The sequence below is a fragment of the Pseudomonas sp. PK-RTE-24 genome, from assembly GCF_054052265.1.
In genome coordinates this window covers 3,073,014-3,096,971 of record NZ_CM133224.1, presented here as the reverse complement: position 1 = coordinate 3,096,971, position 23,958 = coordinate 3,073,014, and the positions used below count along the sequence as shown (strand labels likewise).

Below are 23,958 nucleotides of genomic sequence, written 5' to 3'. Positions count from 1 at the left end.
CATTTCAATGTGGGAGCGAGCCTGCTCGCGAAGGCGGCGGCATGAGCGCTACAGAATCACCCTGGCCGAACGCAACTCGGCGATCCGCTCAGCACTCAACCCTAACTCCCCCAACACCTCATCCGTATGCTGCCCCAACCCCGCGCCAACATGCCTTGGCGCCGGCAATGCTTGAGAGAATTTCAACGGACACGCCATCTGCGCCTGCGTCGTACCATCGCCGCGCGGCACCTGGGTCACCAGCTCCCGCGCCTGTAACTGCGGATGGTGCAACGCCTCGCCCAAACTCAACACCGGCTCGACACAGGCATCGACCCCGGCGAACAATTCACACAGTTCTGCAAAATCGTGCCGCTCGAATTCGATGCGCAACGCCTCTTTCAAGGCTTGTTGTTGCTCAGGCCTGGGCGACAACCCTTGCGCCGCCAGCTCCGGCCGGCCCAGCGCCGTGCACAATTGCTGCATGAAGGCCGGCTCCAGACTGCCCACCGACATCCAGCGCCCATCCCGGGTGCGGTAAGAGTCATAGAAACTGCCGCCGTTGAGCATCTGATCTTCGCGGCCCGGTTCCACGCCGCAGGCCAGATAGCCAGCGCCGGCCATGGCGTTCAGGCTGAACGCGCAGTCGGTCATGCTCACATCCAGATGGGTGCCCTGCCCGGTTTGCTGACGAGCAATCACCGCTGCCAGCAAGCCGATCACGCCGTGTAGCGAGCCGCCCGCCACGTCCGCCACCTGCATGCCCAACGGCAACGGCCCGCTGTCGACGCGTCCGGTGTAACTGGCAAGTCCCGCCAGCGCCAGATAGTTGATGTCATGCCCGGCGCGCTCCTTGTACGGCCCGGTCTGGCCGTAACCGCTGATCGACACATAAATCAGCTTTGGATTGATCGCTTTCAACGCTTCATAACCCAGGCCCAGGCGCTCCATCACCCCGGGGCGAAACTGCTCGAGCACGATGTCGTACTCGCCCAGCAGTTGCTTGATGATCTGCAGCGCTTCGGGCTGTTTCAGGTCCAGCGCCAGACTGCGCTTGTTGCGGTTCAGATAAGCGTGGCTGGCTGAGACCCCGCCATCATGCGGCGGCAGCACCCGCAGCAGATCCATACGCGTCGGCGATTCGATGCGCAGCACCTCGGCGCCCATGTCCGCAAGCAGCAACGAGGCGAACGGCCCCGGCAGCAAGGTGGAGAAATCGAGAATCTTCAGTGAGGCCAGCGGTGCAGACATGGGCGAACTCCTTGGGCGATGTACTCAGCCTAGGCAGCCATCGGCGATGCGGCAATCACCGCAAATGTCAGCAGGTGTGACCGTTGCGCTCAAATTCCGGGCAAGAAAAAACCCGCCGAAGCGGGTTTTTCTGTGCAAGCGATGCTTACTTCACATTGCTCGGGGTTGGGCCTTCAGCCACACCCAGGTCGTCTTCTTCACGCTCATCGGAGATACCGCGACCGCCGGAAGCCAGCTCGGTCTGCAGTTGATCGGTGTCCAGCTCCTTGACCCACTTGGCCACGACGATGGTCGCTACAGCGTTACCGACCAGGTTGGTCAGGGCGCGGGCTTCAGACATGAAACGGTCGATACCGAGGATCAGCGCCAGACCGGCAACCGGCAGGTGACCTACCGCCGACAGTGTCGCGGCCAGCACGATGAAGCCCGAACCGGTCACACCCGCCGCGCCTTTGGAGGACAGCAGCAGCACCAGCAGCAGAGTGATCTGGTGGGTGATGTCCATGTGCGTGTCAGTCGCCTGAGCGATGAACACGGCGGCCATGGTCAGGTAGATCGAAGTGCCGTCGAGGTTGAACGAGTAACCGGTCGGGATCACCAGACCCACGACGGATTTCTTCGCGCCCAGACGCTCCATCTTGATCAGCATGCGTGGCAGTGCCGATTCCGACGAGGACGTACCCAGTACGATCAACAGCTCTTCACGGATGTAGCGCACCAGTTTGAACACGCTGAAACCGTGAGCCCGGCAGATCGCACCCAGCACCAGTACGACGAACAGGACGCAGGTGATGTAGAAGCAGATCATCAACTGGCCCAGTTGCACCAGCGAGCCGACACCGTAGGCACCGATGGTGAACGCCATGGCACCGAACGCACCCAGTGGCGCCAGTTTCATGATCATGTTGATGATGTTGAACATCACGTGGGCGAAGCGATCGATCATGTCCAGCAGCGGACGGCCGTACGAGCCGAGGCGATGCAGGGCGTAGCCGAAGATCACCGAGAACATCAGCACTTGCAGGATGTCACCGGTGGCGAACGCGCCGACGATGGTGTTCGGGATCACATTGAGAAGGAAACCGACAATGCTCTGGTCTTTACTGGCCGTCACGTAGGTGGCGATTTTCGAGGCGTCGAGGGTGGTGACGTCGATGTGCATGCCGGCGCCCGGTTGCACAACGTTGACCACGACCAGACCGATCAGCAGGGCAATGGTCGAAACGATTTCGAAGTACAGCAGCGCGTAGCCGCCGGTCTTGCCTACCGACTTCATGTTCTGCATGCCGGCGATGCCGCTGACAACAGTACAGAAGATGATCGGGGCGATGACCATTTTGATCAGCTTGATGAAGCCGTCACCCAGTGGCTTGAGGGCCACACCGGTCTGCGGATAGAAGTGACCGAGCAGGATGCCGATGGCGATGGCAACGATCACCTGGAAATACAGGGATTTGTACAGTGGCTGACGAGTCGTCATTGCAGGTTTCCTCAAGCGTCCAGCGGCAACATCCATCTGTCGAGCGCCGAACCTTAATTGCGAACCCTCCTGCACTGGAGGGATTTGTTGTTGGAACGGCATCCTCCCGGGCGGAAGAAGTGCACGCTTCTGTCGCTTGTATCGCAAACGTCGTGCCAGATTGGTGCGAACGGCAGCAAGCCTTTTGATATCAGGGCCTGCGGGATTTTCCTGTCACCAATCAGCGACTTGAGTCATGGCGGATTTCCGCCAACTGAGCGTTCAGCGTCCTGCAATTTGGCGGAAATCCGCCTTGTGGCGTTGCCGGCCCGCCATTACGATCGGTGCCTGAACAAGGATTGCCGCTTATGCGCGAACGCACCATCGCCAGCCATTTCGCCCGCGCCGCCCTTGGCGGTGCGCGCCGGCGCGGCCTGGATTATTCAGGCCTGTTACAGCAACTGGGAATCAGCCCGGAGTTGCTCGACGAGCCCCGCGCGCGGATTGCCCCTGAGCAGTTCACCCGGCTGATTCAAGGGCTGTGGCTGGCGCTGGACGACGAATACCTGGGTTTCGGTAACGCCCCGAGCAAGCCCGGCAGCTTCGCCATGATGTGCCACGCCTCGATTCACTGCCGCAACCTGGAGAAGGCTCTGCAACGTGGCTTGTTGTTTTACAGCCTGTTCCCCGACGCCCCACGCCTGACCCTGCGTCGCGAAGACGAATGGGTGCGTTTGAGCCTGGACGACGCGCAGTGGTGGGACCCGGATCATTTTCTCAGCGAGAGTCTGTTGGTGATCTGGCACCGCCTCGGCAGTTGGCTGATCGGCCAGCGCATTCGCCTCGAGCAGGCAACCTTCAGCTATTCGCGCCCCGAGCACGGCAGCGAATACGACCTGCTGTTCCCCTGCCCGCTGACCTTTGATGCCGAGCAGAGCAGTCTGCTGTTTCACAGTCGCTATCTGGCCATGCCGCTGTTGCAGGACGAACGCACGCTCAAGCATTTTCTCGAACGCTCCCCCGCCGACCTGCTCTCACGCCCGGACGACGGCGACAGCCTGAGCAGCCGCCTGCGCCGCTTGCTCAGTCGCGACGCTGCGCACTGGCCTGATCTGGAAGCGGTTGCGGCGCATCTGCATATCAGTCCGCAAACCTTGCGCCGGCACTTGCGCGAGGAAGGCAGCAGTTTTCAGGAGCTCAAGGATCAGCTGCGGCGGGATATCGCCATCTATCATCTGGGCCGGGCGGAGCTGTCGTTGCAACAGATTGCCGAGCAGCTCGGGTTCTCTGAGCCTTCGGCGTTTCATCGGGCGTTCAAGAAATGGACGGGGCTGACACCGGGGGCTTATCGGGCGCAGGAGCAATGAGGCGCTAAATCAAAAGCCCCTCACCCTAACCCTCTCCCGGAGGGAGAGGGGACTGATTGGGGGATGCTTGAGAAATACGCCGACCTGCAAGCTCTCTATTGAATCCATATTCGCTGCAAATCGCTCAGGTCGATAATTTTCCAAAGACACTTCGGTCAGTCCCCTCTACCTCTGGGAGAGGGTTAGGGTGAGGGCAGCTCGCAATCACACCGCAGGAAAATCAATCCTGAACGCCGCCCCGCCCATCGGTGAATCACCCAAAGCCAAACGCGCGTTGTAGCTTTCGATGATGTCTTTGACCACCGCCAGCCCGATGCCCTGCCCCGGATGCTGGGCATCCAGGCGTTCGCCGCGTTCGAGAATCCGCGCGCGCTGATCGAGTGGCACACCCGGCCCATCGTCCTCGACGCACAATTCGATCCCGGCCAAGGACTCGCGCACGCTGACCCGCACTGCGCCGAGGCACAGGCGATAGGCGTTTTCCAGCAGGTTGCCGAGCATTTCCAGCAAGGCGCCCTGCTCGATCGGCACGTAGCAGTGCTCCGGCAGATCAAAGGTCACGCGCACGTGTTTGTCGCGGTAGACCTTGTCCAGCGTATCGCAGAGGCTTTTGAGCACCGGTTGCAGGCGCACCTGATGGCGGACCAGGCCGCTTTTGCGCAGGCTGGCCCGTTGCAGTTGGTAGCTGATCTGCTGGCTCATGCGTTCAATCTGACTTTGCAGAACCCACGCCTGATCGCGGTCTTCGGGGCGCTGGGCCATGTCTTCGCTGACACCTTGCAGTACCGCCAGCGGGGTTTTCAGACTGTGGGCGAGGTCGTCGAGGGAGTCGCGGTAGCGGCTGCGTTGCTGGCGCTCGCTGAGCAGCAAGCGGTTGAGCGAGCCGGTCAGGCGCAGCAGTTCACGCGGGTGTTTTTCCGTCAGGCTTTCGCGAGTACCACCTTCGATTTCGTCGAGTTCCTGGCTCAATCGGCGCAAGGCCTTGAGACCCCAGGTCAAGCCGATCCATAGCAGCGCCAGCAATACCAGCAACGCCGCACCGAAGCCCAGATAGAGATTTTCCCGCAGGCCTTCGAGGGTGGTTTCGTATTCACGTACCGGTTGCAGAGCGACGATGCTGAACGCCGCACTCTTGCCGCCGAGCAATTTGACTTCGACGTCGTAGACGAAGAACTCCTGACCGCTGGCTTCACGAATCCGCGCGAACTCATTGCCGAGACCGTCGTAGCGCGGTTTGTAGTTGATCTGCTCTTCCTGGGTGGCTTTCGAGCGCCACACCAGTTTGCCGTCGCGGTCGTAGATATAGCCGAGCAAACGGAAGTCGGTGAGGTTGAAGCGTTCGTCCGGCAATTGCGACGGCATCACCAGCCGACCGTTTTCCACCCGGGCGGCGGAGATCAATGTGGTGACATCGGAGGCCAGACGTTGCTCGATCGAGTCCTGCAAGGCAAGGCTGAAGGCACCCTGCATCGCCGGCAGCAAGGCAAGCATGAACAACACCGCCAACGTGGTGGCGGCGAGCATCAAGCGAACGCGAAGGGAACGGATCAAGTGCAGCGCTCATTGAACAGGTAGCCGAGGCCGCGCACGGTGTCGATCGGCTTGAACCCGGCCGGGCCTTCGAGCTTGCGGCGCAGACGGCCGACCAGCACTTCGATGACATTCGGATCGCGCTCGTCATCGTCCGGATAGAGCTGCTCCATCAAGCGATCCTTGGGCACCACTTGCTGATGGTGGCGCATGAGGTATTCGAGGATGCGGTATTCGTAAGCGGTCAGCGCCAGCGGCTGCTCATCGAGGCTGGCCTGTTTGCGATTGAGGTCGAGCAGCAAAGGCCCGGCAACGATGGTCGACTGGGTGAAGCCGCTGGAGCGCCGCAGCAATGCGTTCAGGCGTGCATCGAGCTCTTCGAACTGGAACGGCTTGACCACGTAATCGTCGGCACCGGCGGCGAGGCCTTCGACCTTGTCCTGCCAGTTGCCGCGCGCGGTGAGGATCAGGATCGGGAAGGTCTTGCCGCCCGAGCGCAACTGGCGGATCAGGTCGAGCCCGCCCATGCCTGGCAGGCCGAGATCGATCACCGCCAGATCGAAGTTGTACTGGCCGGTCTGGTACAGCGCCTCCTCGGCATTGGCCACGGACTCGACCACGTGACCGCTTTCCGTCAGACGGGTTTGCAGGTGATGACGCAACAGCGCCTCGTCTTCGACGACCAACAGTTTCATGCCTTTCTCCCTATCACTTGAACTCTCCAGGCAACTACCTGTGGGAGCGAGCCTGCTCGCGAATACGGTGGATCAGCCAAGCAAGTGTCGGCCGATACACCCCTTTCGCGAGCAGGCTCGCTCCCACACTTCAAACTGCGACAACCGCTTAGAAATAGTAGTTGGCCGACAGGTAGGTCTGCGCGCTGCTGGTCAAGTCCAGCGAGCCCTGTTTGCTGCCGCCGCTTTCTTTCATTTCGGTGCTGGCGTTGCTGCGAAGGTAACGGTAACCGAGTTCCACCGAGGTGTTCTGCGAAACTTGCTGCAACACACCGACCTGGCCACCAATGGCGTAACCGATGTCGCTGTCACGGCTGAAGCCGGGCGAATCCTGCGTAAGTTTGGTCAGACCGGCCGTGGCGCCGCCGAACAATTTGGTGCTGCCGCCCACCGGATAGAACAGGTCATAGCTGCCGAGCAGATTTTCCTGGCGCAGTTTAACGCCATTGTGCGAGCCGGAAACGTTGTCGTAGGTGGCGTAGTAGCGGCTCTGGCTGTTTTGCTGACCGAGGCGCATGCCGTAGGTGTTGTTGCCGTCGATGGCCCCAGTGACGTTGGGGTTGCCGAGGTTGTTGTTGAGCGCGTGGGACTTGTCGATCTTGTCGCTGGTCTGGCCGAATGTCAGGCCGGCGAAGTTGCTGGTGTCGTCGGCATTCGCCGCGATGCTGGAGCCTAACAGGGTAAAAGCCAGCAGCAATTTGTTTAAACGAGTCATGGGTATTTCCTCTTTCACAGTGCTGTTTGGGTATGGCGCAAGGTTACTGAGCCGCCCCTGTACGGCCCCTGAACCGTCTCTGAACCTGACCTGAACCAGATCGACTAGGCTGTTCTGACCACTTTCAATAAGGACACCCGACCATGCGCCTGTTCCTCGCCCTCACTTTGCTGGCGGTCAGCAGCCTCACCCAGGCTGCGATCAAGACTGAAGAAATCCCCTACCAAAGCGCCGACGGCAGCCAACTGATCGGCTACTACGCCTACGACGACGCGATCAAAGGCCCACGCCCCGGCGTTGTCGTGGTCCACGAATGGTGGGGGCTGAACGATTACGCCAAGCGCCGCGCGCGGGATCTCGCCGAACTCGGCTACAGCGCGCTGGCCATCGACATGTATGGCGAAGGCAAGAACACCGAGCACCCGAAAGACGCCATGGCCTTCATGCAGGCGGCGACCAAGGATGCCGATGCCGCCAGTAAACGCTTCGCCGCCGGGCTCGATCTGTTGAAGAAGCAAAAGCAGACCGACCCGAACAAAATCGCCGCCGTCGGCTATTGCTTCGGTGGCGCCGTGGTGCTGAATGCGGCGCGTCAGGGTGTGCCGCTGGCCGGTGTGGTGAGTTTCCATGGCGCGCTGGCGACCAAGACCCCGGCGACTCCGGGCAGTGTGAAGGCGAAAATCCTCGTCGAGCATGGGGCGCTGGACAGCATGGTCACTCAGGACCACGTCACCGCGTTCAAGTCTGAGATGGACAAGGCCGGGGCGGACTACAAGTTCGTCAGTCTGGATGGCGCCAAGCATGGTTTCAGCAATCCGGATGCCGATCGCTTGAGCCATGGCGAGCATGGCGGGCCGGACATTGGTTACAACAAGGCGGCGGACGAGAAGTCGTGGGCGGATATGCAGGCGTTCTTCAAGAAGATTTTCGGTTGAGTCAGTAACGCCGAGGCGCGGCTTTCGCGAGCAGGCTCGCTCCCACACTGGATATCTGTCGCGCAGAAGATCCCTTGTGGGAGCGAGCCTGCTCGCGAAGGCTTCACCGCCGATCTCGACCTCGCCCCGACTAACCGGCAAAATGCCCGCCATGAACTTCACCCCCGCCCTGCCCGCCTGCTGCACTGCGCTCGACAGCCACTGGCCGTTGCCGACGGTCCTGGCCGATACCGTGCTGCTCAGTACCCACTTCGACCCGGCACGCCTGCTTGGCGATGACTTCCAGCGCAGCGCTGTGTTGGCGCCACTGAGCATCCAGCGTTCGGTGGCCAAGCGTCAGGCCGAGTTTCTCGCCGGACGCATCTGCGCCCGGGCCGCGCTGCAACAACTCGAAGGCCTGAATATCGTCCCGCCGATCGGCGAAGACCGCGCCCCGGTGTGGCCGGCGCATATCTGCGGTTCGATCACTCACAGCACCGGCCGTGCGGCGGCGATTGTTGCCAACAAGCAGCACTGGCGCGGCTTGGGCATGGATCTGGAAAACCTGTTGAGCCATGAGCGCGCCGAACGCTTGGCCGGGGAAATCCTCACGCCAGCGGAACTGCAACGCATGGCGGCGGGTTCTCAGGAGCAACTGGCGCTGCGGGTGACCCTGACGTTTTCGGTCAAAGAGAGTTTGTTCAAGGCGCTGTACCCGATCGTGCAGCAGCGCTTTTATTTCGAGCATGCCGAAGTGCTGGAGTGGACTGAGGCGGGACAGGTCAGGCTGCGGTTGTTGACGGATCTGTCGAGCGAATGGCGCAATGGATCGGAGCTGGAGGCGCAGTTCGGCGTGCAGGATGGGCAGTTGTTGAGCCTGGTCAGTATTCAAGCCTGAGGATTTGCATTGTCTGTTATGGCGCCTTCGCGAGCAGGCTCGCTCCCACAGGGGATTGCATTTCAAATGTGGGAGCGAGCCTGCTCGCGAAGGCGGTATACCGAATCTCAGCGGCGCTCCTGATTCCTCGGCCAACTCAGACTGAAACACGCCCCGCCGAGGCTCTTGCTCTTGCCAATGATCGCGCGGCCGTCGTGCCAGTGAATGATCCGCCGCACAATCGACAACCCCAGACCATGCCCGCCCGAGGCCCGCGTGCGGCTATCGTCGAGGCGCAGAAACGGCGTGAAGATCCGCTCCCACGCCACTTCCGGCACGCCCGGCCCGTCATCCTCGACGTCGATCCGGCAACGCAACTGGCCGACCTGATAACTCACCGTCACCTGCGAATGCGCATGGCGCATCGCGTTGCCCACCAGATTCTGCAGCGCCCGATGCAGATAACGCGGTTCAGCCTCGACCCAGGCGCCGTCATTGTCGGCAGATGAAAGACACAAACCGCGCTGCACCGTGACCTCGGCGCGCAGCGGCGCCAATTCTGCGATCACCTGATTGACCAGCGCATCCAGATCGATTCGCTGGAAAGTCAGCGCCGGCGAGCCTTGCTCCAGTCGTGCGTAGGTGAGCATTTCGTCGACCAGCTTGTCGAGGTCCTCGATGTCGTGATCCATGCCTTCACGGTATTTCTCCAGTGCCTGCGGGGTGGTGGCCGTGCCGATCATTTCCAGCCCGAAACGCAGCCGTGCCACTGGGGTACGCAGTTCATGAGACACCGCGCGCACCAGTTCACGCTGGATCGCCAGCAACTGTTGCAAGTGCTCAGCCATGCCATTGAACGCCGACGCAAGCCGCCCGACCGAGTCAGCGCCGCGCGCCGGCACACGGGTTTCCAGGCTGCCCTTGGCGATGCGCGTGGCCGCCGCTTCGAGGCCGCGCAAACGTCGCTCAAGCTGACGCACCAGCAGATAAACGATGAGACCGATCAGCGTCAGACCGAGCGCGGCAATCAATACCAGCCATTCCGGCGGGTACGGATTCATCTGGTACAGCGGGCCGATTTCCAGCACCCACGGCGTACCAACCATGCCGGCGAACACGCGGATCGAATCGCCGCCCTTGCCCAGCGCCATCACCGTATCGCCCTCGGCCACGCGACGACTCTGGTCTTCGTCCATGTCGGCGTCATTTACCGTGACCAGACGCAGATCGAAGCCGAAGCCCTTTTCCTGCTTTATCTGCGCCAGACGCTTGGGCTGTTCGCCGACCGGTACCCGCACCAGTTCATCGGCCAGCAGGTAAATGGTCGCCCGAGCCAGTTGCTCGCTGATCTGCTGCACCTCTCCTACCAGTACAAGCTGCTCTTTTTCGCTGATCAGCCGATAGACCTTGGCCGCATGTGGCCCGGTCTGCTCGACCAGCGCCTGACCGCGCAACACACGGGTGCGCTGGGCCAGATCAAGGTCGGTTTCAGAGAATTTCTTCAGCGTCAGCGGTATACCGAGCAGCCGCTCCCACACCAGCAACGCGCGATGGCGTTCGGTCTGGTTCATCGGTTGCAGATTGTCGGCCATCAGCGAGAAGGTGCCGTGGGCCAGGCGTTCGCGGTATTGCTCGCTGCGCACCTGATTGAGCAGGTTCAGCGCCAGCACGCCGAGCACCGCCACCAGAATCAGCGCGGCGCACATGCCGCCGTAGATGCGCAGGAAGATCGAATTCACAGCGCCAGGTCTGCGCAGGCCTCAGGGACGAACAGATAGCCTTTGCTGCGAATGGTCTTGATCAGGCGCGGATGATCGGGGTCGTCGCCGATTTTCGGGCGGATGCGCGAGATGCGCACGTCGATCGAGCGGTCCTGGCCGTCATAGCCGATGCCGCGCAATGCAGTGAAGATTTCTTCCCGGGAAAGTATCCGCCCGGCGTTGGACACCAGCAGCCAGAGCAGGTCGAACTCGGCGCTGGTCAGCTCGATGCCGTTGTCGCTCAGCCAGGCTTCTCGCAATGCGTTGTCGACCACCAGTGGACCGAATTGCAACCGCCGGGATTTTTCCGCGACCGGCTCCGGTGTGTCACTGCGTCGCAGCAACGCCTGGATGCGCGCCAGCAACAAGCGCGGACGCACCGGTTTGCACACATAGTCGTCGGCACCGAGGTCGAGGCCGTGGATCTGATCAGCGTCGTCGGTGCGCGCGGTGAGCATCAGGATCGGCCCGTCGTACTGGCTGCGCACCTTGCGGCAGATGCTCAGGCCATCTTCGCCGGGCAGCATCAGGTCGAGGATCACCAGATCCGGTTGCTCCTTGATGATCCGCGCCGCCGCCAGCGCACCGTTGCCTTCGATCTCCACGCGCAGGCCATTGGCTTGCAGGTAATCGCGGGTGAGCTCGGCCAGTCGCTGGTCATCCTCGACGATCAATACCTGCCAGGTTTGTTGCTCCACCGGTGACCTCTGCTTGCTGTTTTTATTAAAAGAAGAAAGACAATCGCCTGACACGGACAAAACCTGTGGGAGCGAGCCTGCTCGCGAAAGCGTCTGTTGCTTCAACCTGAATGCTCAGTGGTCAACCGATTCGCGAGCAGGCTCGCTCCCACAATCCTGCGTGTATCTCCCGATCATCTGTCATGTTTCAGGAGGATAAAAATGCCCGTGCACCCAGCGATTGTATAAACGCCGATCACCCGGAAAACAAGTCGGTAAATGCGTTCGGACAAGGCGGAATTCTGTGATAGGGTTCGCGCCCTTAAAAAACCGCTGAAGCGTTTTTCCAGGCAAAAAAACAGTGACAAACGGTCTGGCTCAGCAGGTTCGCGGCCTACACGCGTTTTCCCTGTTTCTTACACAAATTACGCACAGGCTTATCCACAGGTAGTACATTGCAATCCCCCCCTGAAACGCATTATCTTGTAGCACGGCGAAAACGGAGACCCTACATATAGGGTTTTCACCTAAAACGCCCAACCACATTTCAGACCTGAAACTCAAGTGCTTTATGGCCGGTTTCCGGTAGAACAAGCGAGTTTTTTCAAGCCCAAACCGCACTGGCGGATGGCACCGTTTTATTTGGTCCGAAACGGACAAAACGGTATGGGTGTTGCAGTCATGACTGCCACCCGCGAAGGAATCCGGTGGCGAGCTTCGGCTCGTAACCAAAACTTCGGCAAGGATGCGGCGTTGCAGCCTTTTTCCTACTGTTCCGAAGTTTGTAATGCCGACGCCCGTCGGTTGCAGTGCTTCGGTACAGAACGGTGAGCACCATGACGGTGCCAAACAAACATAGAGAATGTGGAGACCACCCCCCATGCAAACCGACACAACTCGCGAGAACCCGCAGGGCACCTTGCCGCAGGCCGCCGATTCGACTTCGGATCTGGCAGCCACCGCGCCTGGCCAGCTGCGCGTGATCAAGCGTAATGGCACTGTCGTTCCTTACACCGATGACAAGATCACCGTCGCTATCACCAAAGCGTTCCTCGCAGTTGAAGGCGGCACCGCTGCCGCTTCGTCGCGAATCCACGACACCGTTGCGCGCCTGACCGAACAGGTCACTGCGACCTTCAAGCGTCGCATGCCATCGGGCGGCACCATCCACATCGAAGAAATCCAGGACCAGGTCGAACTGGCCCTGATGCGTGCCGGCGAGCAGAAAGTTGCACGCGACTACGTGATCTACCGTGACGGCCGTTCGAAAGAGCGCGCAGCTCACGCTCCTGCCGAAGCAGCAGTCAACGCGCACCCGTCGATCCGCATCACCCGCGCCGACGGCAGCCTCGCGCCGCTGGACATGGGCCGCCTGAACACCATCGTTACCGAAGCCTGCGAAGGCCTGGAAGAAGTCGACGGCGACCTGATCCAGCGCGAAACCCTGAAGAACCTGTACGACGGCGTGGCCCTGACCGACGTCAACACCGCGCTGGTGATGACCGCCCGTACCCTGGTTGAGCGCGAGCCGAACTACTCGTTCGTTACCGCCCGCCTGCTGATGGACACCCTGCGTGCCGAAGGCCTGAACTTCCTCGAAGTCGCCGAAAGCGCCACCCATCACGAAATGGCCGACCTGTACGCCAAGGCACTGCCGGCCTACATCGCCAAAGGTATCGAGTTCGAACTGCTGAACCCTGTGCTGGCTACCTTCGACCTGGAAAAACTGGGCAAGGCGATCAACCACGAGCGCGATCAGCAATTCACCTACCTGGGCCTGCAGACCCTGTACGACCGCTACTTCATCCACAAGGATGGCGTGCGTTTCGAACTGCCGCAGATCTTCTTCATGCGCGTGGCCATGGGCCTTGCGATCGAAGAGAAGCAGAAAGAAGACCGTGCGATCGAGTTCTACAACCTGCTGTCCTCGTTCGACTACATGGCTTCGACCCCGACCCTGTTCAACGCCGGTACCCTGCGTCCACAGCTGTCGAGCTGCTACCTGACCACCGTGCCGGATGACCTGTCGGGCATCTATCACGCGATCCACGACAACGCCATGCTGTCGAAATTTGCCGGCGGTCTGGGCAACGACTGGACGCCTGTTCGTGCGCTGGGTTCGTACATCAAGGGCACCAACGGCAAGTCGCAAGGCGTTGTGCCGTTCCTCAAAGTAGTGAACGACACCGCTGTGGCCGTGAACCAGGGTGGCAAGCGCAAAGGCGCGGTGTGTGCCTACCTGGAAACCTGGCACATGGACATCGAAGAGTTCATCGAGCTGCGCAAGAACACCGGTGACGATCGTCGTCGTACCCACGACATGAACACCGCCAACTGGATCCCTGACCTGTTCATGAAGCGTGTCTTCGATGACGGCAAGTGGACCCTGTTCTCGCCATCCGAAGTACCGGACCTGCACGACCTGACCGGTAAAGCGTTCGAAGAGCGCTACGAGTATTACGAAGCGCTGACCGAGTACCCGGGCAAGGTCAAGCTGTTCAAGACCATCCAGGCCAAAGACCTGTGGCGCAAGATGCTGTCCATGCTGTTCGAAACCGGCCACCCATGGCTGACTTTCAAGGACCCGTGCAACCTGCGCAGCCCGCAGCAGCATGTCGGCGTGGTCCACAGCTCGAACCTGTGCACCGAGATCACCTTGAACACCAACAAGGACGAAATCGCCGTTTGCAACCTGGGCTCGATCAACCTGCCGAACCACATCGTCGACGGCAAGCTCGATACCGCCAAACTGCAACGCACCGTGAACACCGCCGTGCGCATGCTCGATAACGTGATCGACATCAACTACTACTCGGTGCCGCAAGCGAAGAACTCCAACTTCCGCCACCGTCCGGTCGGTCTGGGCATCATGGGCTTCCAGGACGCTCTGTACCTGCAGCACATCGCCTACGGCTCCGACGCGGCCGTCGAGTTCGCCGACAAGTCGATGGAAGCGGTCAGCTACTACGCGATCCAGGCTTCCTGCGACCTGGCCGACGAGCGCGGCGCCTACGAGACGTTCAACGGTTCGCTGTGGTCCAAGGGCATCCTGCCGCTGGATTCGCAACAGATCCTGATCGAACAGCGCGGCGAGAAGTACATCGACGTCGACCTGAAGGAAACCCTCGACTGGGCACCGGTTCGCGCCCGTGTACAGAAAGGCATCCGTAACTCGAACATCATGGCCATCGCACCGACCGCGACCATCGCCAACATCACTGGCGTTTCGCAGTCGATCGAACCGACCTACCAGAACCTGTACGTGAAATCGAACCTGTCGGGCGAATTCACCGTGATCAACCCGTACCTGGTTCGCGACCTGAAGGCTCGCGGTCTGTGGGACTCGGTGATGATCAACGACCTGAAGTACTACGACGGTTCGGTGCAGCAGATCGAGCGCATTCCGCAAGAACTCAAAGAGCTCTATGCGACCGCGTTCGAAGTGGACACCAAGTGGATCGTTGACGCCGCCAGCCGTCGTCAGAAGTGGATCGACCAGGCCCAGTCGCTGAACCTGTACATCGCCGGCGCATCGGGCAAGAAGCTCGACGTGACCTACCGCATGGCCTGGTACCGTGGTCTGAAAACCACTTACTACCTCCGTGCCCTGGCCGCGACCAGCACCGAGAAGTCGACCATCAACACCGGTAAGCTGAACGCTGTTTCCAGCGGCGGCAACCACGGCGACGATTCGGTCCTGGCCGCTCCGGCAGGTCCGGCGCCAGTGCCAAAGGCCTGCGCGATCGACGAGCCGGATTGCGAAGCTTGCCAATAAGCTGAGCTGAGATCAGGCGTTGCGAGACGCCTGGGATCTCGAGACAAAAGAAAACCCCCGACAGACTTCAGGTTTGTTGGGGGTTTTGTTTTTTGGCGGCCTTGGCGGCCTCTGGGCCGACCAGGCTCTTGGGGTTTTGGGTGAATATCCGTTTTCTCGGTGCTGCGGCTGGCGGTTTCGCTCTTACAGCGAGTCACCTTTTTCAGACGCCAAAAAGGTAACCCAAAAGGCTTTGCCCCGGCGTACGGCCCGCTCGCTGGAGCTCGGGGTACCTTCGTTACGGGACCGTTCCGGGCGCAGCGGCTCCGGTTGGCTTCGCTGCACCTACACTCGCTGTGTACGACTGCGTCGTACGGTCGCTGCGCTCCCACCCCCGGATCGATCCCGTAACGAAGCCTGCCGAAGGGGCAAAAGATCAAAAGCCGGATCAAAAGCCAGAGCAAAAGCAAAAGCAAAAGCAAAAGCCAGATCAAAGATCGCAGCCTTCGGCAGCTCCTACAGTTGGATTGGGTACCACTTCAAGAACAGGTCGGCTGACAGGCCGCCTTCGCGAGCAAGCTCGCTCCCACAAAAAGGCAAAGCAGCGCAGCTGCCCGCGGCGAAGCCGCCCCACTCAACAATGAGCGCAAGCTCGAGTACTGCCTTTGATCTTGATCCACCGGCGACGTCGGAAGGCTGAGCGGAGGGATTGATCCGGGCGTGGGAGCGCAGCGACCGTACGACGCAGTCGTACACAGCGAGTGTAGGTGCAGCGAAGCAAACCGGAGCCGCTGCGCCCGGATCGATCCCGCAGCGAAGGGACCCGAGCCTGCGAGGGCCGAACGTAGGAGCAAGCGTTTTTTTGCTTACTTTTTTTAGGCGTTTGTAAAAAAAGTGAGTCGCCGTAAGGGCGAAACCGCCAGCCGCAGCACCGCAAAAAACGGATATACCCCCAAAACCCCAACAGCCTGGTCGGCCCAAAGGCCGCCACGACCAAAAAAAAAGCCCCTCAAAACCGAGGGGCCCAAAAAACCAGTCAGAAACCCGAATCAGGTCATCTGAATAATGGTCTGCATAATCGTGCTCTGCGTCGAAATAGTCTTGGCGTTCGCCTGATAGTTGCTCTGACCCTTGATCAGATCAACCAGCTCATTGGTCAGGTTAACGTTCGACTCTTCCAGCGAGTTGGACACCACCTCACCCAACGTACCGGTCTTCGGCGCGTCATAGCCCGGAATACCCGAAGCGAAAGTCTCTTTCCAGCTGGTGCCACCGACAGCCTGCAAGCCCTGTTCGTTGGTGAAGCTGGCCAGTGCAACCTGACCAATCGCCTTGCTCTGGTTGTTGCTGAAGTTGGCAAACAGCGTACCGGTGCCGTCGATGGTCAGGTTGGTGATCTGGCCAGTGGCGTAACCATCCTGAGTCGGGATCGTACGCGAGGTATCAGCGTTGTACTGAGTGGTGTTGGCCATCGAGATGGTCACGCCATTCGGGTTCGCTGCCGCGCCGTTAGGCGTAAACACGCCATTGGTCACAGTGCCCGGCACCCAGCCGGTCATCTTCAGATCGCTGCTGATGATCGGGTTGGCCGGATCCGCCGGGTTAGGCGTGCTCACCTGAACCAGCTTGCCGGAGCTGTCGAACGACAATGTCGAAGCAACCGGCGCAGTGGTCACAGGGTTGCTGCCGGTAGCGTCCGGGTTACGGCCATCGACCAGGGTGTAAACCTTCCAGGTGTTCCCGCCAGTCTTGACCATGTACTGGTCCATGACGTGGGCGTTGCCCTGGGTGTCATAGATCGGTGTGCTGAAGGACTTGGTGTAAGTCTCAGGCTTCGACGGATCAAACTTGACGGCGCTGGCGCCGGTATCAACGATCACTGGCGAAGACGAATTGAGGTTGATGCTCGAGGTCACCGCAGAAGACGACTTCGGCGCCAGGTTCGAAGTGTCGATCTTCAGATCGGTCAACACGCCGTTGATGATCTTGCCGTTGGCATCCACACCGTAACCCTGCAGACGCGAGGTGTAGTCGGTGTTGGTGATGTAACCGGCGTTGTCGACCTTGAACGTACCGGCACGGGTGTACGAGATCGAGCCGTTGTTGCTCATGGTGAAGAAGCCGGAACCGTTGATGCCCATGTCCAGCACGTTGCCAGTGTTGTTGATGTCACCCTGGGTGAACTGCTGGGAAACGTTGGCCAGGCGCACGCCGTTGCCGATCACTTTGCTGCCGCTGCCCAGACGAGTCGACGAATAGACGTCTTCGAATTCTGCGCGCGAGGATTTGAAACCGGCGGTGGCGACGTTGGCGATGTTGTTGCCGGTGACGTCGAGTTGTTTGTTGGCGGCATAGAGACCGCTAAGGCCGATGTTAAAAGACATGTTCCACTCCTTCGTGCCGGGTTAGTCGGCTCTATATACCAATGGTTTGTACTTTGGACAGGGCAACGGTGCCCTTGCCGGCCAGGTTGAGCATCAGCTCGCCACCGGTCTGGCTGATCGTCACGCTGTTGACGGTCGCCGGCAGGTAGGTCGCCAGGTCGGTCGCGGTGCCGTTGATCGGTGCGTTGGCCTTGAACGTGTAAGTGCCGACCGGAACCACGGTGCCGGCGGTGTCCTTGCCGTCCCAAGTGAAACTGGCATCGCCGGCAGCGCGGCTGCCCAGGTCGATGGTGCGCACGGTCTTGCCGTCCTTGTCGGTGATGGTCACGGTGCCGCCGGCAATCGACGAAGGCACGGTGACCGAACCGGTCAGGCCTTTGCTCGGGTCATCGAGCTGGGCGGTGTTGGTCTGCACGATCACGTTGCGACCGACCAGCGATGACGCTTGCAACGCCTGCGACGAGTTGTAGTTGCCGGCAAGGCCACTGACAGTGGAGTTCAGCGTGGTGATGCCTTCAAGGCTACTGAACTGCGCCAACTGCGCGACGAAAGCGCTGTTGTCCTGCGGGTCGAGCGGGTTCTGGTTTTTCAGCTGGGTGACCAGCAATTGCAGGAAAGCATCCTTGCCCAGCGCCTGGCCGCCGGTGGCACTGTTGGTCGCCGAAGCGATGCCGCCCGACGTCGTGCTGCTGGCCTTCTTCGACGAGTTGGCCAGGATGTCGTTCATGCTCAGGCTGCTGGTGGTATCCGTAACGCTCATGGCAGTCGCCCCTTATTACTGACCGAGGGTCAGTACCTTCTGCATCATGGTTTTGGCGGTGTTCATCATTTCCGCGTTGGTCTGGAACGAGCGGCTCGCGGAAATCATGTCAGCCATTTCTTCCACCACGTTGACGTTCGGGTAGTAGACGTAGCCCTTGGCGTCGGCGGCCGGATGGTTCGGCTCGTAGCGCGCTTCGAGGTTGCTCTGGTCTTCGACGACGCCAAGCACCTGCACGCCCTGCCCGGCCGCATCCTGGTTCTGGAACAGCGAATTGCTGCCGCCGGCCTGGCCGCCCTGAAACATGGTGGCGAACACCGGATGACGGGCGCGGTAGGTCTGGTCGATGCTCGACGAAACGGTTTCGGCGTTGGCGATGTTCGACGCCACGGTGTTCAGACGCGTGGTCTGCGCGCTCATGCCGCTGCCGGCAATGTTGAAAACGCTGGACAGGGACATGGATTATTCTCCGCGCAGGGCTGACACCAGCCCTTTGAATTTGCTGTTGAGCAAGGTGAAGCTGGCCTGGAAGCCGACGGCGTTTTCCGCGTAGTTCGACTGTTCCAGTTGAGCGTCGACGGTGTTCTGGTCGATCGAAGGCTGCATCGGCGTGCGATACATCAGCGACTCGTCGCCATTGCCCAGCCCTTCAGCCTCGATGTGCCGGCTGTTGGTCATGTTCAGGGCAAAGTGGCCGCCGGTCTTGGTCTTCTCGGTCTGTGCTTCGAGCACTTTGGAGAAATCCAGATCCCGCGCTTTGTAGTTCGGGGTGTCGGCGTTGGCGATGTTGTTGGCCAGCACTTCGGCACGCTGGGCGCGGAAGCCCAATGCCTTTTCGTGAATGCCCAGCGCTTTGTCGAAGCTGATGCTCATGTCGGGAACCTTCAGGTGACCGGTTTTTCGTACTTGAGCTTTAGCAAGCGCCGTGCCAAATGATCAAAGCCCCGTATTCCGGGGCTTTGTGCCGAACAGGCTAAGCGGCAATGCCAGAAAAGCGGCAACCGGTTACCGCCGGATGCCGCTTTTCTGCCGCTTGCCGTCGTTGCCAGGTCAGCGCAGATCCCTGTGGGAGCGAGCCTGCTCGCGAAGGCGGCGTGTCAGGCGCCAACTGTCTTATGGACAGACCGCTTTCGCGAGCAGGCTCGCTCCCACAGGGGATTCGTGGAAAATAATTCGGGCATAAAAAAAGGAGGCCTTTGCGGGCCTCCCGTTTTTGTATCAGCGCAAACCGCTTATTTCGCCTTGTAAATAATCCCCGGGCTGCACTGAACCATCTGGTAATGATCCGGCAATCCGTTCAGCGCTTCCGAAGCGCCAAGGAACAGATACCCGCCCGGCTTCAACGTGCTGTGAATGCGCAACAGGATGTCCTTCTTCACTTCGGCAGAGAAGTAGATCAGTACGTTGCGGCAGAACACGATGTCGAACTTGCCCAGCGCCGCGTAGCTGTCGAGCAGGTTGAACGAGCGGAATTCCACCCGGCTCTTGATCGGCGCCTTGACCACCCAGCGCCCCGGCCCTTTCGGGTCGAAGTAGCGTTGCAGGCGTTCCGGCGACAGACCGCGACCGATGGCCAGGCTGTCGTACTCGCCGGTTTTGCAGTTGTTGAGCATCAGGCCCGACAGATCGGTGGCAACGATCTGCACACCCATCTTCAACTGACCCAGGTTGCTGCGCTCGAACTCGTCGATCGACATCGACAGCGAGTACGGTTCCTGTCCCGACGAGCAGGCCGCCGACCAGATCCGCAGACGCTGGTTGGGGCTGGCCTTGATCGCTTCCGGCAGTACCTTGTTCTTCAAGACTTCAAACGGATAGGTGTCGCGAAACCACAGGGTTTCGTTGGTCGTCATGGCATCGACCACCTGCTCGCGCAAACCGCTGCGCGGCTGGGTCTGGATGCGCTGTACCAGCTCACCCAGGGACTTGATGCCTTGCTGCTCCATCAGTTTGTTGAGACGGCTCGAGACCAGATACTGCTTGTTTTCACCGAGCAGAATGCCACAGGCTTTTTCCAGGAAGACCCGGAACTGTTCGAAATCCAAATTACCCGTAGACAATGATGCCGCCTCTTAAATCGTGTTGACCGCCAGGGACAGAAGGTCCCTAGCTGATATCTGCTGCTTTGATCCGGTCGACTACCCGGGATGCGAGGTCATCAGGACGGAATTTGGCCAGAAAGTCATCAGCACCGACTTTCTTCACCATCGCCTGATTGAATACCCCCGACAACGAAGTATGCAGGATGATATGGAGCTTTTGCATGCGTGCGTCGCCGCGGATTTCCGCCGTCAGGGTGTACCCGTCCATCTCCGGCATCTCGATGTCGGAAATCATCATCAGGAACTCTTCTTCCGGCTTCTTGCCCTCGTCGACCAGCTTGCGCAGGTAATCCAGCGCCTGCTTGCCGTCGTTCAGCGCCACCACTTCGACACCGATGGTCTGCAGACAACGGGTGACCTGCTTGCGCGCCACCGACGAGTCATCGACCGTCAGCACCCGCAGCGACAACGCCTTGGTCTGCGTCTCGACATCGACCACGCCCACCGAAATCGCTTCCGGCGTCGGCGCCACTTCGGCCAGCACCTTCTCGACGTCGATGATTTCGACCAACTGGTTGTCGACCCGAGTCACAGCGGTCAGGTAGTGATCGCGACCGGTACCCTTGGGTGGCGGATGGATCTCTTCCCAGTTCATGTTGACGATGCGCTCCACCGAGCGGACCAGGAAACCCTGGGTCTTGGTGTTGTACTCCGTGATGATCACGAACGGACTGTTCTTGTCTTTCAACGCACCGGAGCCCGTTGCCATTGCCAGATCCAGGATCGGAATGGTCGCTCCCCGTATATTCGCTACCCCGCACACGACAGGACTGGATTTGGGCATCAACGTCAGGGACGGGCATTGCAACACTTCCCGTACCTTGAACACGTTGATCCCGTAGAGCTGCGGCCCGTCGAGACGGAACAACAGCAGCTCGAGGCGATTCTGCCCTACCAGTTGCGTGCGCTGGTTCACCGAATCCATTACACCAGCCATGCCCAGACTCCTACATCAACGCCAAGTGTTGTTGCGACGCACATTCATTGCTAAACGGCACGGCGCTTGCTTTTTAACTCGTATGAACGCTCAAACGACATTTTCCCGACGCCTGACATCTTCCCTTCGCAAAGGGCTTTGCGCGGTGTCCGCCGTTTGCTGCTTGCTTGCTGGCAGTCCTGCCCATGCAGATGCGGTTACCTTGCCTGATATGCTTATCGGCGTGACTCAGGGCTTTCTTGAATTCACCGTAGAAGACTATTTGGCTTCCAGTCAAACCGAAGGCCGCTACGAAATCGAAGTCAATCAGCTCGACCCGCGCATGCGCATGCCCATGTGCGACAAGGAATTGACAGCGACTCTGGAGAGCCCGGCACGCCCGCTGGGCCGCGTCACGGTGAAGGTTCGCTGCGAAGGCAGCTCGCCCTGGACGGTGTTCGTACCCGCTCAAGTCCGCCTGTTTCGCGATATCGTGACGACCACTCGTCCGCTGAAACGCGCCGGCATTATCGAGCCGCAGGACGTGACCTTGCGCGAGCGCGACGTCAGCACGATCAACCAGGGTTTCCTGACCTCTGTCGACGAAGCGATCGGGCAGAAACTTACCCGACCAACGGTCGCCGATCAGGTCATCACCCTGGTGCATCTGGAACAGGCCGAAGTGGTCCGCAAGGGTGATCAGGTGGTGATCACTGCGCGCAGCGGCACCCTTGCCGTACGCATGCCGGGGGAAGCGCTCTCCAATGGCGGGATGAAAGAACAGATTCGAGTAAAAAACCTTAATTCTCAGAGAGTTATCAAGGCGCAGGTGATTGCGCCGGGACAGGTCGAAGTGGCCATGTAAAAGCCTCGTGGAGAAAACTGGCGCCGATCCCGTCGCTTCCCTAAACTGTGCCGCAGCAGGTCTCGCAACGGCGCATGCAAGCTTATGGTTGATTGGGCCTAAAGTTTTTCAGGGGATAGCCGAAAACATGGCAAGCGTCCAAATTCCCAGAGGTTTTTTATCATGGTTATCGATTTCAACCGATTGAACAGTTCCTCGTCACTAACCGGCAGCACACGTACCAGCAACGCCAAGGAAAGCGCTGAAAACAGCCCCTCCGCGCCGCTGAATACCCAGGCCGAACAGGCCAATGTCGCCAAAAGCGGGGAGTCGGTACACCTCAGCAATGAGGCTCAACAGTTGCAGAAGGTCACTGACAAGCTGCGCGATCAGCCTGCTGTCGACAAAGCCCGTGTGGCCGAGTTGAAAGCCGCGATTGCCGATGGCAGCTATAAAGTCGACAGCAACCGTGTAGCCAGCAAACTGCTCAACTTCGAAGCCCAGCGCTAGGCTTTTGCCGGCGCCAGGCTTTTGGACGCTTAAACCCCAAGGCCAGCCATGCACGACACTAACTTATTGCAACTGATCAACGACGACTTTGCTCCAGCGCAACAATTGCTGGAGTTATTGCAAACCGAATCCCTCGCTTTGCATGGTCGCGACATGCCGTTGCTGGAAGAAATTCTGGCGACCAAGCAAGCGTTGATCATTCTGCTCGAGCAGCATGGCCGCAAGCGCAGCGAAATCCTCGCCAGCCTCAACCTGCCGACCGATCGCACAGGTCTTGAGCAACTGGCCAGTCACTCGAGCATTGGCGAACAGTTGCTGACCCAGGGCGACGCCCTGACCGCGCTGATCGCCCAGTGCCAGGCTGCCAACGTCAAGAATGGCCAGTCGATCCAGATCCAGCAGGCGACCACGGCCAATCAGCTGAAGATCCTCACCGGCGGTGAGCCGCCAGCGTTGTACGACGCCAGCGGCACCTTTGCCAAACCGGTCAAGCCGCGAACGCTCAGCCAGGCATGAGCCATTCGCTGACCCTGCACTATCCACCTGCGCAACATGCTGGCAAAATACTGGCCAGTCGTCTTATTTTGTCTGGAGATTGAAGAACCGTGTCCAACACCCTAAGCGCGGATGATGCTCCGCAGCCTCCGAAGGTGCTCACCACGCCACTGGAAATCTCCAGCAACCTGCGCCAGCTGCAAGACAGCCACGATCCGCTGATCATCACCTTCCATGAACGCAGCCAGCGCTTTCAGAGTTACCTGATCAAGGTCGACCGCGAAACCGCGACGATCGCCCTGGACGAAATGATCCCGCGCGATGGCGAGCGCTTCCTGCAAGCGGGCGAGCCGTTCAAGGTCGAAGGCTTTCATGACGGCGTGCGCATCGCCTGGGAATGCAACGGCACACTGAACATCGAAGAATCCGACGGCGACCGTTTCTACACCGGCGACCTGCCGAGCGAAGTGGTCTACCACCAGCGCCGCAACGCCTTCCGCGCTGCGTTGAAACTCACCGACCTGGTCAGCGTTGAACTGGGCGGCGAAAAGCTCAAGGTTCCTCTGCACGGCAAGCTGCTGGACATCTCCGCCACCGGCTGCAAATTCCGCTTCGAAGGCGACATCACTGACCGCCTGCAACTGGGCCAGGTCTACGACCGCCTGATCGCCCCGCCGCTGTTCGGCAATCAGCCAACATCGGTCGAGCTGCGCTACCTGCACTTCGAAGAAAAACTCAACATCACCTTCGCCGGTCTGCGCTTCCACAACATCAGTGGCCAGGCTGCGCGCAACGTCGAGCGTTTCGTTTACCAGTTGCAGCGTGAAGCACGGCGTTTCGACAAAGACGATCTCTGAGTCGCAGCGACCAATAAAAAGGGCAGTCCTGTGCGGGACTGCCCTTTTTTATGCGCCGGTGTTTATCTTCGGC

At 59.9% G+C, this 23,958-nt stretch carries 21 protein-coding genes; 8 read left to right on the top strand and 13 right to left on the bottom strand.

Annotated features, from left to right (window positions below):
• Positions 1 to 48 precede the first annotated feature (48 nt).
• Together ACV8MC_RS13880 and ACV8MC_RS13875 are read right to left on the bottom strand one after the other, a co-directional pair.
• The gene (locus ACV8MC_RS13880; protein WP_457262317.1) at positions 49 to 1,230 is read right to left on the bottom strand and encodes a CaiB/BaiF CoA transferase family protein; all 1,182 of its coding nucleotides are present in this window, start codon (positions 1,228 to 1,230) and stop codon (positions 49 to 51) included.
• Between the two features lie 145 nt (positions 1,231 to 1,375).
• Positions 1,376 to 2,710: a dicarboxylate/amino acid:cation symporter gene (locus ACV8MC_RS13875; protein WP_024013978.1), complete on the bottom strand. Its 1,335-nt coding sequence runs from the start codon at positions 2,708 to 2,710 to the stop codon at positions 1,376 to 1,378.
• Between the two features lie 347 nt (positions 2,711 to 3,057).
• On the opposite strand from ACV8MC_RS13875, the gene ACV8MC_RS13870 reads away from it, so the two are divergent.
• Positions 3,058 to 4,056 (top strand): AraC family transcriptional regulator, encoded by a 999-nt coding sequence (locus ACV8MC_RS13870; RefSeq protein WP_252868113.1) that lies wholly within the window; start codon positions 3,058 to 3,060, stop codon positions 4,054 to 4,056.
• 204 nt (positions 4,057 to 4,260) lie between these two features.
• Here ACV8MC_RS13870 and ACV8MC_RS13865 read toward each other — a convergent pair whose 3' ends face one another.
• The 3 genes from ACV8MC_RS13865 to ACV8MC_RS13855 all read right to left on the bottom strand — a co-directional run bounded on the left by ACV8MC_RS13865 (position 4,261) and on the right by ACV8MC_RS13855 (position 7,035).
• Positions 4,261 to 5,607 (bottom strand): ATP-binding protein, encoded by a 1,347-nt coding sequence (locus ACV8MC_RS13865; RefSeq protein ID WP_305381342.1) that lies wholly within the window; start codon positions 5,605 to 5,607, stop codon positions 4,261 to 4,263.
• On the bottom strand, positions 5,604 to 6,281 hold the full coding sequence (locus ACV8MC_RS13860) for a response regulator transcription factor (RefSeq protein ID WP_016773623.1): 678 nt from the start codon (positions 6,279 to 6,281) through the stop codon (positions 5,604 to 5,606). Before ACV8MC_RS13860 ends, ACV8MC_RS13865 begins: the two co-directional genes overlap by 4 nt.
• A gap of 148 nt (positions 6,282 to 6,429) precedes the next feature.
• Positions 6,430 to 7,035, bottom strand: coding sequence for a hypothetical protein (locus ACV8MC_RS13855; protein ID WP_457262316.1), 606 nt, complete (start codon positions 7,033 to 7,035; stop codon positions 6,430 to 6,432).
• Between the two features lie 143 nt (positions 7,036 to 7,178).
• On the opposite strand from ACV8MC_RS13855, the gene ACV8MC_RS13850 reads away from it, so the two are divergent.
• Together ACV8MC_RS13850 and ACV8MC_RS13845 are read left to right on the top strand one after the other, a co-directional pair.
• The gene (locus ACV8MC_RS13850) at positions 7,179 to 7,970 is read left to right on the top strand and encodes a dienelactone hydrolase family protein (RefSeq protein ID WP_423664236.1); all 792 of its coding nucleotides are present in this window, start codon (positions 7,179 to 7,181) and stop codon (positions 7,968 to 7,970) included.
• A gap of 151 nt (positions 7,971 to 8,121) precedes the next feature.
• Positions 8,122 to 8,847, top strand: coding sequence for a 4'-phosphopantetheinyl transferase family protein (locus ACV8MC_RS13845; protein WP_457262315.1), 726 nt, complete (start codon positions 8,122 to 8,124; stop codon positions 8,845 to 8,847).
• 107 nt (positions 8,848 to 8,954) lie between these two features.
• Here the strand turns inward: ACV8MC_RS13845 and ACV8MC_RS13840 are convergent, their stop codons facing one another.
• Together ACV8MC_RS13840 and ACV8MC_RS13835 are read right to left on the bottom strand one after the other, a co-directional pair.
• Positions 8,955 to 10,565, bottom strand: coding sequence for an ATP-binding protein (locus ACV8MC_RS13840; protein ID WP_041479566.1), 1,611 nt, complete (start codon positions 10,563 to 10,565; stop codon positions 8,955 to 8,957).
• Positions 10,562 to 11,284: a response regulator gene (locus ACV8MC_RS13835; RefSeq protein WP_056788095.1), complete on the bottom strand. Its 723-nt coding sequence runs from the start codon at positions 11,282 to 11,284 to the stop codon at positions 10,562 to 10,564. The genes ACV8MC_RS13840 and ACV8MC_RS13835 overlap by 4 nt, the downstream gene beginning before the upstream one ends.
• Positions 11,285 to 12,143: 859 nt before the next feature.
• On the opposite strand from ACV8MC_RS13835, the gene ACV8MC_RS13830 reads away from it, so the two are divergent.
• Positions 12,144 to 15,038 carry a ribonucleoside-diphosphate reductase subunit alpha gene (locus tag ACV8MC_RS13830; RefSeq protein ID WP_024013986.1) on the top strand — a complete coding sequence of 965 codons (2,895 nt, stop codon included), beginning with the start codon at positions 12,144 to 12,146 and terminating at the stop codon, positions 15,036 to 15,038.
• 1,028 nt (positions 15,039 to 16,066) lie between these two features.
• On the opposite strand, the gene flgE is transcribed toward ACV8MC_RS13830, so the two are convergent.
• From flgE to ACV8MC_RS13800, 6 genes are all read right to left on the bottom strand, one after another.
• Positions 16,067 to 17,401: a flagellar hook protein FlgE gene (flgE, locus tag ACV8MC_RS13825; protein WP_041479563.1), complete on the bottom strand. Its 1,335-nt coding sequence runs from the start codon at positions 17,399 to 17,401 to the stop codon at positions 16,067 to 16,069.
• Between the two features lie 31 nt (positions 17,402 to 17,432).
• Entirely contained in the window at positions 17,433 to 18,161 is a 729-nt protein-coding gene (gene flgD, locus ACV8MC_RS13820) for a flagellar hook assembly protein FlgD (protein ID WP_016773615.1), read from the bottom strand.
• Positions 18,162 to 18,176: 15 nt separating this feature from the next.
• The gene (gene flgC, locus ACV8MC_RS13815; RefSeq protein ID WP_016773614.1) at positions 18,177 to 18,620 is read right to left on the bottom strand and encodes a flagellar basal body rod protein FlgC; all 444 of its coding nucleotides are present in this window, start codon (positions 18,618 to 18,620) and stop codon (positions 18,177 to 18,179) included.
• A 3-nt stretch (positions 18,621 to 18,623) separates the two neighbouring features.
• Entirely contained in the window at positions 18,624 to 19,034 is a 411-nt protein-coding gene (gene flgB / locus ACV8MC_RS13810) for a flagellar basal body rod protein FlgB (RefSeq protein ID WP_016773613.1), read from the bottom strand.
• A gap of 359 nt (positions 19,035 to 19,393) precedes the next feature.
• Positions 19,394 to 20,221, bottom strand: a complete 828-nt coding sequence (gene cheR / locus ACV8MC_RS13805) for a protein-glutamate O-methyltransferase CheR (protein WP_016773612.1) — start codon at positions 20,219 to 20,221, stop codon at positions 19,394 to 19,396.
• Between the two features lie 46 nt (positions 20,222 to 20,267).
• Positions 20,268 to 21,200 carry a chemotaxis protein CheV gene (locus ACV8MC_RS13800; protein WP_016773611.1) on the bottom strand — a complete coding sequence of 311 codons (933 nt, stop codon included), beginning with the start codon at positions 21,198 to 21,200 and terminating at the stop codon, positions 20,268 to 20,270.
• Between the two features lie 82 nt (positions 21,201 to 21,282).
• Between ACV8MC_RS13800 and flgA the strand changes: the two genes are divergently transcribed.
• From flgA to ACV8MC_RS13780, 4 genes are all read left to right on the top strand, one after another.
• Positions 21,283 to 22,044, top strand: coding sequence for a flagellar basal body P-ring formation chaperone FlgA (gene flgA / locus ACV8MC_RS13795; protein ID WP_150637562.1), 762 nt, complete (start codon positions 21,283 to 21,285; stop codon positions 22,042 to 22,044).
• Between the two features lie 162 nt (positions 22,045 to 22,206).
• Positions 22,207 to 22,533 (top strand): flagellar biosynthesis anti-sigma factor FlgM, encoded by a 327-nt coding sequence (flgM, locus tag ACV8MC_RS13790; protein ID WP_016773609.1) that lies wholly within the window; start codon positions 22,207 to 22,209, stop codon positions 22,531 to 22,533.
• 48 nt (positions 22,534 to 22,581) lie between these two features.
• Positions 22,582 to 23,049: a flagella synthesis protein FlgN gene (locus ACV8MC_RS13785; RefSeq protein ID WP_095181572.1), complete on the top strand. Its 468-nt coding sequence runs from the start codon at positions 22,582 to 22,584 to the stop codon at positions 23,047 to 23,049.
• Between the two features lie 89 nt (positions 23,050 to 23,138).
• On the top strand, positions 23,139 to 23,885 hold the full coding sequence (locus ACV8MC_RS13780) for a flagellar brake protein (protein WP_041479276.1): 747 nt from the start codon (positions 23,139 to 23,141) through the stop codon (positions 23,883 to 23,885).
• Positions 23,886 to 23,958: the final 73 nt, after the last annotated feature.

Coding starts and splice junctions, on each gene's coding strand:
- flgA (WP_150637562.1), top strand. CDS start 21,283: ATGAACGCTCAAACGACATTTTCCCGACGCCTGACATCTTCCCTTCGC.
- ACV8MC_RS13875 (WP_024013978.1), bottom strand. CDS start 2,710: ATGACGACTCGTCAGCCACTGTACAAATCCCTGTATTTCCAGGTGATC.
- ACV8MC_RS13845 (WP_457262315.1), top strand. CDS start 8,122: ATGAACTTCACCCCCGCCCTGCCCGCCTGCTGCACTGCGCTCGACAGC.
- ACV8MC_RS13880 (WP_457262317.1), bottom strand. CDS start 1,230: ATGTCTGCACCGCTGGCCTCACTGAAGATTCTCGATTTCTCCACCTTG.
- flgB (WP_016773613.1), bottom strand. CDS start 19,034: ATGAGCATCAGCTTCGACAAAGCGCTGGGCATTCACGAAAAGGCATTG.
- flgD (WP_016773615.1), bottom strand. CDS start 18,161: ATGAGCGTTACGGATACCACCAGCAGCCTGAGCATGAACGACATCCTG.
- ACV8MC_RS13870 (WP_252868113.1), top strand. CDS start 3,058: ATGCGCGAACGCACCATCGCCAGCCATTTCGCCCGCGCCGCCCTTGGC.
- ACV8MC_RS13800 (WP_016773611.1), bottom strand. CDS start 21,200: ATGGCTGGTGTAATGGATTCGGTGAACCAGCGCACGCAACTGGTAGGG.
- ACV8MC_RS13830 (WP_024013986.1), top strand. CDS start 12,144: ATGCAAACCGACACAACTCGCGAGAACCCGCAGGGCACCTTGCCGCAG.
- ACV8MC_RS13860 (WP_016773623.1), bottom strand. CDS start 6,281: ATGAAACTGTTGGTCGTCGAAGACGAGGCGCTGTTGCGTCATCACCTG.
- ACV8MC_RS13850 (WP_423664236.1), top strand. CDS start 7,179: ATGCGCCTGTTCCTCGCCCTCACTTTGCTGGCGGTCAGCAGCCTCACC.
- flgE (WP_041479563.1), bottom strand. CDS start 17,401: ATGTCTTTTAACATCGGCCTTAGCGGTCTCTATGCCGCCAACAAACAA.
- flgC (WP_016773614.1), bottom strand. CDS start 18,620: ATGTCCCTGTCCAGCGTTTTCAACATTGCCGGCAGCGGCATGAGCGCG.
- flgM (WP_016773609.1), top strand. CDS start 22,207: ATGGTTATCGATTTCAACCGATTGAACAGTTCCTCGTCACTAACCGGC.
- ACV8MC_RS13855 (WP_457262316.1), bottom strand. CDS start 7,035: ATGACTCGTTTAAACAAATTGCTGCTGGCTTTTACCCTGTTAGGCTCC.
- ACV8MC_RS13785 (WP_095181572.1), top strand. CDS start 22,582: ATGCACGACACTAACTTATTGCAACTGATCAACGACGACTTTGCTCCA.